Source organism: Micromonospora sp. 15K316, assembly GCF_004348525.1.
Lineage (GTDB): Bacteria > Actinomycetota > Actinomycetes > Mycobacteriales > Micromonosporaceae > Micromonospora.
In genome coordinates this window covers 1-7,513 of the sequence record NZ_SMKG01000264.1, presented here as the reverse complement: position 1 = coordinate 7,513, position 7,513 = coordinate 1, and the positions used below count along the sequence as shown (strand labels likewise).

Annotated in this window: 8 protein-coding genes; 1 reads left to right on the top strand and 7 read right to left on the bottom strand. The window is 73.3% G+C overall.

Going from position 1 to position 7,513, the window contains the following annotated elements; all coding sequences use genetic code 11:
- The 7 genes from E1211_RS28845 to E1211_RS28815 all read right to left on the bottom strand — a co-directional run.
- On the bottom strand, window positions 1-601 hold a 601-nt coding region (locus E1211_RS28845; RefSeq protein WP_207915549.1), incomplete at its 3' end, for a hypothetical protein.
- A 211-nt stretch (window positions 602-812) separates the two neighbouring features.
- Complete coding sequence (locus E1211_RS28840; RefSeq protein ID WP_132352849.1) at window positions 813-3,011, bottom strand: FtsX-like permease family protein; 2,199 nt, start codon at window positions 3,009-3,011, stop codon at window positions 813-815.
- Window positions 3,008-3,679: an ABC transporter ATP-binding protein gene (locus tag E1211_RS28835; protein WP_132352847.1), complete on the bottom strand. Its 672-nt coding sequence runs from the start codon at window positions 3,677-3,679 to the stop codon at window positions 3,008-3,010. Before E1211_RS28835 ends, E1211_RS28840 begins: the two co-directional genes overlap by 4 nt.
- Complete coding sequence (locus E1211_RS28830) at window positions 3,676-4,203, bottom strand: PadR family transcriptional regulator (RefSeq protein WP_132352845.1); 528 nt, start codon at window positions 4,201-4,203, stop codon at window positions 3,676-3,678. Before E1211_RS28830 ends, E1211_RS28835 begins: the two co-directional genes overlap by 4 nt.
- Window positions 4,204-4,317: 114 nt before the next feature.
- Window positions 4,318-4,686: a YciI family protein gene (locus E1211_RS28825; RefSeq protein WP_132352843.1), complete on the bottom strand. Its 369-nt coding sequence runs from the start codon at window positions 4,684-4,686 to the stop codon at window positions 4,318-4,320.
- Between the two features lie 103 nt (window positions 4,687-4,789).
- Window positions 4,790-6,022, bottom strand: coding sequence for an RNA polymerase sigma factor (locus tag E1211_RS28820; protein ID WP_132352851.1), 1,233 nt, complete (start codon window positions 6,020-6,022; stop codon window positions 4,790-4,792).
- A 125-nt stretch (window positions 6,023-6,147) separates the two neighbouring features.
- Entirely contained in the window at window positions 6,148-6,693 is a 546-nt protein-coding gene (locus E1211_RS28815; RefSeq protein ID WP_132352841.1) for a hypothetical protein, read from the bottom strand.
- Between the two features lie 199 nt (window positions 6,694-6,892).
- Between E1211_RS28815 and E1211_RS28810 the strand changes: the two genes are divergently transcribed.
- Window positions 6,893-7,330, top strand: coding sequence for a VOC family protein (locus tag E1211_RS28810; protein ID WP_132352839.1), 438 nt, complete (start codon window positions 6,893-6,895; stop codon window positions 7,328-7,330).
- The last annotated feature ends 183 nt before the right edge of the window (window positions 7,331-7,513 follow it).

The following is a 7,513-nucleotide window of genomic DNA, read 5'->3' as shown; positions in this document are numbered from 1 at the left end:
GGGCCGACGGGGTGCGGGGGCCGGTGGCCGCGCCGGCGCGCAGGTGCCAGTCCGCCGACTCGTGCGCGCCGTCGTAGACGGCCTTCTGCCCGTCGGGGCCGCTGGCGAAGGTCCGGTACGCCTCGTGCAGGTCGGTGAGCATCCGGGACGTCACGGTCACCGTGCTCACCGGCGCGGGGCAGGTGAAGCGCACCTCAGCCCCGCCGCCCGCCAGGTCGTCGGCGACGTCGACGGTGCCCGGGCACGGCTTCCCGTCCTGGGTCACCGCGATCCGCTCGGTCAGGTATGCGGCGAACTCGGGGGCCTTGCCCAGCGCGTCGGCGTCGGCGGGCTCGTAGGTGACGGCCCCGTCGAGCAGCACCCGGTCCTCGCCGAGCACGCCGAGGGCGATGCCGAGCATGGTCAGGTCGTCGGTGCCGCCGACGATCCAGCGGACCCGCACGTCGTGGTCGCCGACACCGCTGACCTCGATCCGTTGTGGAGCGCCGAAGGGATGCGCGGAGGCCCGCTCCGGGACGAGCACTCCGGCGAAGGCGAGGGGGAGCACCACCCAGGACCACCGTTGGACGCGACGGGCGGCACCGTCCAGGGCAGACACCACGCACCCTCATTCGCTCGGAGATCAGCCGGAACCGCAGTGATGGTTCCGGCCGTAGGTGACGAGCGAGGTCGGGAGAACTGAGCGAGGGTTGACGCGGAGATTGCCGAACCACGAAGACTGGGGACCCGTGACGGGTGCCGCCGCCCCTTGATACGGCGGAGACGGCCGGAGGGGCTCGCCGAGATCGCCGAGCCCCTCCCCCCGTGCGGACTCACTCGTTGCGCGCGGTCTCCGGGCCGGTGACGCGGCCCAGCAGCGGCAGCGTCGACGCGACGATGCCCAGCGACACCACCAGACCGCCGGCCACCAGCAGCCAGAACGACGGCTTCGGCGCCAGCAGCGTGTAGTCCAGCTGCGCCCGCAGGAACAGATGCGCGGCCAGGAAACCCATCCCGATCGCCACCGCGGCGACGACCAGCAGCGGCACGACGGTCTCCAGCGCCACCACCCGGCGCAGGGTGCGCAGCCGTACGCCGGTGAGGCGCAGCATGCTGAACGGGCGTCTCCGGTCACTCAGCCCACCGGCGACGCTCACCGCCAGGCTGCATCCGGCGATCGGCAGGCTGGCCAGCATGACCACATTGGCCAGTTGCTGGAACTGCACGAGTTGCCGGGCGCCGTTCGCCTCCCATTCGGCGCCGCTGGCCGGGAAGCGTCCGGTCGGGAAGGCATTGCTCAGCGTCGTCCGGGCCTGCTCGAAGCCGGACTGGCTGGTGGTGTTGACCACCACCGACAGGATCGGCTGCCGGTCGACCTCGGTGGCGGCGAGGTCGGCGGCCTCCCAGACGAGCCCGCCGTCGGCGAGGTCGTCGGCGCTGAGCCCGATCAGGTCGACCGGCACCTCGGCGACCTGGGCGCCGGCGGGGCAGCCGCCGAACACCTCGACGCGGTCCAGTTCGGCGCAGGTGACCAGGCCCTGCCAGCCGTCCCGGTCGGGGTTGCGGTGCAGGACGGTCACGCTGCGGACACCGGGGATGGTGGCGAGGCCGGCCGGGACCTGGCCGGCGGTCGGCGCCGGGCCGTCCTCGGGCCAGAAGATCTTCGACAGGGACGTGGCGGCCACCGAGGTGGTGCTCGGCGCGGCGCGGTTGGCGACGAACGTGGTGATGGCGCCGGTCGTCACGCTGGTCACGAAGAGCGCCACGATCAGCCCGCTGACGGACCGGAAGCCGGCCTGCGGGTTGTCGGCGAGCCGCCGCCCGGCGATGAGCGCCGCGGGCCGGCTCGCCCGCCCGGCCAGCACCCGGGCGCCCATCATGGTCAGCCACGGCCCGGCGAGCACCAGCCCGACCAGGATCAGCAGGAACCCGGAGAGGTACGCGGCGAGCTGGCCGTTGGTCGAGCCGGGACGACGGCCGATGAAGTACGCCAGCTCGGCGAGCCCGACGACCAGCGGGATGAGCCGCCAGGCGCGGGGCGGTTTCGGCGTGACGCGCCGGCTCACGCCCAGCGGGGAGATCTGCACCCGGCGCAGCGCCAGCCAGGACGCCACGACCGCGCCGAGGGGGATGCCGAGCGCGACCAGCAGCACGTCGACGGGGGTGAGCGACAGGTCGGCGGCGAAGAACCGGTCGCCGGTGAACGGAATCGCCGCGACGGCCGGCCGGAGGGCGAGGAAGAGCGCGAACCCGACGACCGTGCCCACGGCGGCCGCGACTGTGGACTCCACGGCGGAGATCACGGAGATCTGCCGTGGGGTGGCGCCGACCAGCCGCATCGCGGCGAAGCGCTGCTCGCGGCGGGCGGCGGCGAGCCGGGTGGCGGTGCCGATGAAGATGAGCACGGGGAAGAGCAGCGCGGCGGCGACGACGGAGAGCACGAGCGTCATGGCGTCCCGGTTGTAGCCGAGGTAGCAGCCGTGGGGGCAGTCGCTCGGTGCGGTGGCCATGATCTGGTCGACCTGCCGGCCGCCGAGCTGCTCCAACTCGGCCGGGGTGCGGCCGATGACGATCAGCAGCGAGTCCGGGGAGGGCAGCGCCGCCGGGCCGATGGTGCCGATGCGATGGCCGGGGAAGCGGTCCGCGAGTTCGGCGGCGGGGGTGGCCCGCAGCAGCTCGTCGAGGGCGGGCGAGACGTAGTACTCGCCCGGCGCGGGGAGCCGCGGCATGCCTGGTGGGACGGGCGCGTCCGGGCCTGACGCGGCCACGTCGACCCGGCCGATGGAGTCGCCGCGGTGGTAGTCCTCCCGGATCAGCCACCAGAGCGGATCCGCCGCCGGATCGGTGGAGGGCGGGGCCACGGTGGTGTTGAGCCAGGCGTACCGCTGGTTCTGCGCGCCGACCGCGTTCATGCCGGCGAGCGTCGTGAGGAGCATGCCGACGCCGAGCGCTACCGCCGTGGCGATGACGGCGAGCCGGATGGCGGCCTCCCGGCCGCCGGAGAGCGACAGTCGTAACGCGAAGCGGATCACGAGCGCACCAGCGCGTTCACCTTGCCGTCGCGGACGATGACCTGCCGGTCGGCGTACGCGGCGACGCGGGCGTCGTGGGTGACGAGCACGACGGTGGTGCCCTGCTCGCGGGCGGAGGCGACCAGGAGGTCCATGACCTGTTCGCCGGTGAGCGAGTCGAGCGCCCCGGTCGGCTCGTCGGCGAAGAGCGCACCGGGCCGGGCGACCAGGCCACGGGCCAGCGCGACGCGTTGGGCCTGCCCGCCGGAGAGCTCACCGGAGCGGCGCCGCTCCAGCCCGGCCAGGCCGAGCCGGGCGAACCAGGGTCGGGCCTGCTTGAGCGCGGCGGCCCGCTTGACGCCGTTGAGCAGCAGCGGCAGGGCCACGTTCTCCTCGGCGGTCAGCTCCGGCACGAGTTGGCCGAACTGGAACACGAACCCGAACTGCTGCCGGCGCAGGAGGCTGCGCTCGGTCTCGGTGAGGTTGTCGATCCGGCGGCCGTCGAAGTGAATCTCACCGGCGTCGGGGGCCAGGATCCCGGCCAGGCAGTGCAGCAGCGTCGACTTGCCGGAGCCGCTCGGGCCCATGATCGCGACGATCTCGCCGGGTGCCACGGAGACGCTGGCGCCGCGCAGCGCCGGGGTCTCCCCGAAGGAGAGGACGACGTCGCGCGCCTCGATCGGCTTCATCGCCCCGCCACCGTTTCCCGCAGGGCGTCCAGCCGGGCGACAGTGGTGTCGATCCAGTGCAGGTCGGCCTCCAGGTGGAAGAGGCCGTGGTCGGCCAGCATGGTGTCGACCAGGTTGCCGCCGCGCTTGATCTCGGTGAGTTCCGTCATCCGGCGTAGGTGGGTGGCGCGTTGGGTGTCGAGGTACTCCTCGGCCGGGCGGCCGAGCATGAGCGCCAGGACGACCTTGGTGAAGAGCACGGTCTGCAGGTTGGGTTCGGCGTCGACGGGCTCGGTGAGCCAGGACTCGACGTCGGTCGCGCCGCGCTCGGTGATGACGTAGCGCTTGCGTTCGGGGCCGACGCCCGGCTCGACCTCGCCGACCACGATCTTCCCGTCCCGGACGAGGCGGCTGAGGGTGGCGTAGACCTGGCCGAACGGCAGCGGCTTGCCGCGGCTGAAGAAGGTGTCGTAGTCGCGCTTCAGGTCGTAGCCGTGGCTGGGCTCGCGTTCGAGCAGGCCGAGGAGGGTCATGGGAACGCTCATGCCGCTCACCATACCCCGAGCGTATACCTTGGGTATATACCTCGGGCGTACATGTGCACAGACGTGGGGGCGCGGACCGTGGGATCCGCGCCCCCGCCACGTAGCGGCTCGACGTCAGTCGACAGGACCCTCGTTGACGCGACGGACGTCGACCTCGACGTCGATGCCGTCGGCGATGAAGAGGTCCACGAACCGCCTCGCCCACTCCATCGCCTCGTCCTTGTCCCGCACCTCCATCAGCGCGAACCCGGCGATGAGCTCCTTGGTCTCGGTGAACGGGCCGTCGATGACTGTGGTCTTGCCCTTCTCGACAGTGATCCGACCGGACTCCTTGCTGCTCTTCAGCAGCCCCTCGCCCGCGAGCAGCACGCCGGCCTGCGCGGCCTCGCCGACGAAGGCGCCCATCCGCTCCATGAACTCCGGGCTCGGGTCGAAGGTGCCGGGCTGCTCCTCGTCGAGCTTGTGCATCAGCATGTAGCGCATTCGGGTGTCCTCTCGAAACAGCGGCTCTTGGTGGCTCTCACTGGCGCGTCGATCGCGCCGGCCGGGATCCGACATCGGATCCCCGGAAAATTCGTGACGGCGGTCACACGCCGGGCAAGGTGGTGGCAGCCGGCGACTCGGCGCTGGCGGCGGCCCGCCCGAGCAGCAGGTTCCGCTCCCGCGCGTTGCCGGCCAGCGCCGCCGCCCGCTCGAACTCGCGCCGCGCCTCGTCGTGCCGACCGAGCTGCGCGAGCAGGTCACCGAGCACGCTGGGCAGCAGGTGGTACTGGGCGAGCGCCGGCTCGTCGGCCAGCGCCCGGGCCGCCTCCAGACCGGCGGCGGGACCGTGGGCCTGGGCGATCGCGACGGCCCGGTTCAGCTCCACGACGGGCGAGGGCACGATGCGGGCCAGCTCCGCGTAGAGCGCCGCGATCCGCTCCCAGTCGGTCTCCCCCGGCGTGTGCGCCCGCGCGTGACAGGCGGCGATCTCGGCCTGGAGGGCGTACGGGCCGGGGTCGTCGGTGCGGGCCCGGTCGAGGGCGGCCAGCCCGCGCCGGATCAGCACCCGATCCCAGCGGCCGCGGTCCTGGTCGTTGAGGAGGACGGGCTCCCCGTCGGGGCCGGTGCGCGCGCGCAACCGGGACGCCTGGATCTCCAGCAGCGCGGCGAGGCCGTGCACCTCCGCCTCGCCGGGCATGAGGCCCTGCAGCTGCCGGGCCAGCCGCAGCGCCTCCTGGCACAGCGCCGGACGCATCCAGTCGTCGCCGGCGGTGGCCGCGTACCCCTCGTTGAAGATCAGATACACCACCTCCAGCACCGAGCCGAGACGTTCGCCGCGCTCGGCCGGGCCAGGAACCTCGAACGGCACCCGGGCGTTCGCGAGCGACTGCTTGGCGCGGGTGATCCGCTGCCCGACGGTCGCTTCGGTGGTGAGGAAGGCGCGGGCGATCTCGCCGGTGGTGAGGCCGCCGACCAGCCGCAGGGTCAGGGCGGCCCGCGCGATCGGCGAGAGCACCGGATGGCAGGCCACGAAGATCAGCCGGAGCAGGTCGTCCTCGATCGGGTCCTCGACGGCCGCGTCGAAGTCGACGGCGACCCGCTCGTCGAGGTCACGGCCGAGCGCGCCCACCACCCGCTCGCCGGTCTGCCGGCGGCGGACCAGGTCGACGGCCCGCCGTTTACCCACCGTCGTCAGCCACGCGCCGGGGTTCGCGGGTACGCCCTCACGCGGCCACTGTTCGAGGGCGGCGACCAGCGCGTCCTGGGCCAACTCCTCCGCCTGCCCGACATCGCGGACGATTCCGGCGATGGCGGCGACGATCCGCCCGGCCTCCATCCGCCACACCGTGTCGATGGTGCGCCGCACCCCTGACTCTTCCACGGGCTACATGACAGCACGCCGCCGGGCGAGGTCGGCCCGAGCCTCGCCCGACAACTGCCCGCCGTCGACGGCGGGCGCGACTATCCGCTGACCGTCACCTCGACCGGCACACCCTGCTGCAGCTCGAGCACGGCCCGCTCACCCAGCGGCCTGTCGAGCGGCACGGTGAGCGTCCGCCAGGCGGCGATCGCCGGGCACACGTCGGCGGTGCCCCGCGCTGTCTCGGTGACGATGACGGCCACCGCCGTGGCGGACTCGACCGTCTCGGCGGTGTAGTCGGCCCCGCACGGTCTGCTCGCCGGCCCCGGCGCTCCGTAGAAGGTGACGGTGATCTCCCGCCCGGCTCGCGAGGTGGTGGCGGACTGGATCGCGTTCGCGCCCAGCGCCTCGCCGGGATCCCACGGCGGCGGCGTCACCGGGGCGGGCGCGCCGCCCGCCTCCCGCACCGCCTCGTCGTACCGGGCCAGCACCTCGCGCGCCTGCTGCCGCAGCCGCTCCATGCTCACCGGTTCCGCGACGGCAGCGGGGTCACCACCGGAGCGGCCGGACGTCAGCCCGCAGCCGGCCACCAGCAGCACGGTCGCCGCGCCGACCAGCAGGAATTCGGGTACGGAGCTCCGACGCATACTCCTTGGACGTACGGCAACGGGCTCTGGTTGCCGGTCTCCCCGACGATGTGCGGACGTTCCTGCGCGGCGTCGCCGGCTCTTGTCACCGGTGGGGGCCTAGCGTGGGGACGACGACCGACCGGAGGAGCGCCATGATCGATCACCTCTCCATTCAGGTCCGCGACGCCGCGGCCGTCCGCCACGCGACGGTGTGACGATGGAGCAGCGAATCAGTCTGATCACCCTCGGGGTCGCCGACCTGTCGCGGGCCCGCGCCTTCTACGAGCGGCTGGGCTGGCGCGGCCAGCAGGTCGAGGAGACGGTCTTCTTCCAGGCCGGCGGGTCGGCGCTGGTGCTCTGGGGTCGCGACCAGCTCGCCGCCGATGCCGGCGTCGATGATCCCGGGGCGGACGGCTTCGGCGGGATCACGCTGGCGCAGAACGTACGGTCCCGTGCCGAGGTCGACGAGCTGCTCGCCACGGCGGCCTCGGCCGGGGCGGCCGTCACCCAAGCGGCCCGCGAGACGTTCTACGGCGGCTACGCGGGCTGCTTCGCCGACCCCGACGGGCACGTCTGGGAGATCGCCTGGAACCCGGGCTTTCCACTCGATCCCGACGGCGCCCTCACCGTCCCCGACTTCGACGCCAACGGGTGACCCGGAGCCGGGGACGGTAGGCGCCTCGGCTCAGTCGTCGTCGCGGGGACAGAGCAGCTGGTCCAGCAGCGGCAGCTGGAGTGGGTCGAGGCAGACGGTGAGCAGGCGGTTCTCCTCGTCGGCCGGTGCGGTGGTCGGCTCGGGCGCGGCCGTCGGCGGCGGGGGCGGGCTGCTGCTCGGTGG

Bases quoted from the DNA above. Each gene is read 5' to 3' on its own strand.
- E1211_RS28835 (WP_132352847.1), bottom strand. From the start codon at position 3,679: ATGAAGCCGATCGAGGCGCGCGACGTCGTCCTCTCCTTCGGGGAGACC.
- E1211_RS28830 (WP_132352845.1), bottom strand. From the start codon at position 4,203: ATGAGCGTTCCCATGACCCTCCTCGGCCTGCTCGAACGCGAGCCCAGC.
- E1211_RS28825 (WP_132352843.1), bottom strand. From the start codon at position 4,686: ATGCGCTACATGCTGATGCACAAGCTCGACGAGGAGCAGCCCGGCACC.
- E1211_RS28820 (WP_132352851.1), bottom strand. From the start codon at position 6,022: ATGGAGGCCGGGCGGATCGTCGCCGCCATCGCCGGAATCGTCCGCGAT.
- E1211_RS28815 (WP_132352841.1), bottom strand. From the start codon at position 6,693: ATGCGTCGGAGCTCCGTACCCGAATTCCTGCTGGTCGGCGCGGCGACC.
- E1211_RS28810 (WP_132352839.1), top strand. From the start codon at position 6,893: ATGGAGCAGCGAATCAGTCTGATCACCCTCGGGGTCGCCGACCTGTCG.